This is a genomic window from Nocardia sp. NRRL WC-3656, assembly GCF_000720265.1.
Lineage (GTDB): Bacteria > Actinomycetota > Actinomycetes > Mycobacteriales > Mycobacteriaceae > Nocardia > Nocardia nova.
Window position 1 is genome coordinate 1 of sequence record NZ_JOJF01000131.1, and the last position, 319, is coordinate 319.

The window sequence follows — 319 nt, forward strand, 5'->3', positions numbered from 1 at the left end:
AGACGCCGCCGCCCTCGCTGATCAGCGAGGTGTCGTAATCCGCCCACGACGACCGCGCCAACCCGAACAACCGCTTCCGCTCCGCGAACGACACCCCCGCCACCGGATCCGGATCGATGAAAATATGCCGATGATCGAACGCCGCCACCAACCGAATATGCTCCGACAACAACATCCCGTTACCGAACACATCCCCCGACATATCCCCGACACCCACCACCGTGAACTCCTCACGCTGGGTATCGACATTCATCTCCGCGAAATGCCGCTTGACACTCTCCCACGCCCCCTTCGCGGTAATCCCCATCGCCTTGTGGTC

General features: G+C 61.4%; 1 protein-coding gene. It reads right to left on the reverse strand.

Going from position 1 to position 319, the window contains the following annotated elements; all coding sequences use genetic code 11:
* The coding region (locus tag IG65_RS35570) for an NAD-glutamate dehydrogenase domain-containing protein (protein WP_156055941.1) at positions 1 to 319 on the reverse strand (319 nt) is incomplete at both ends.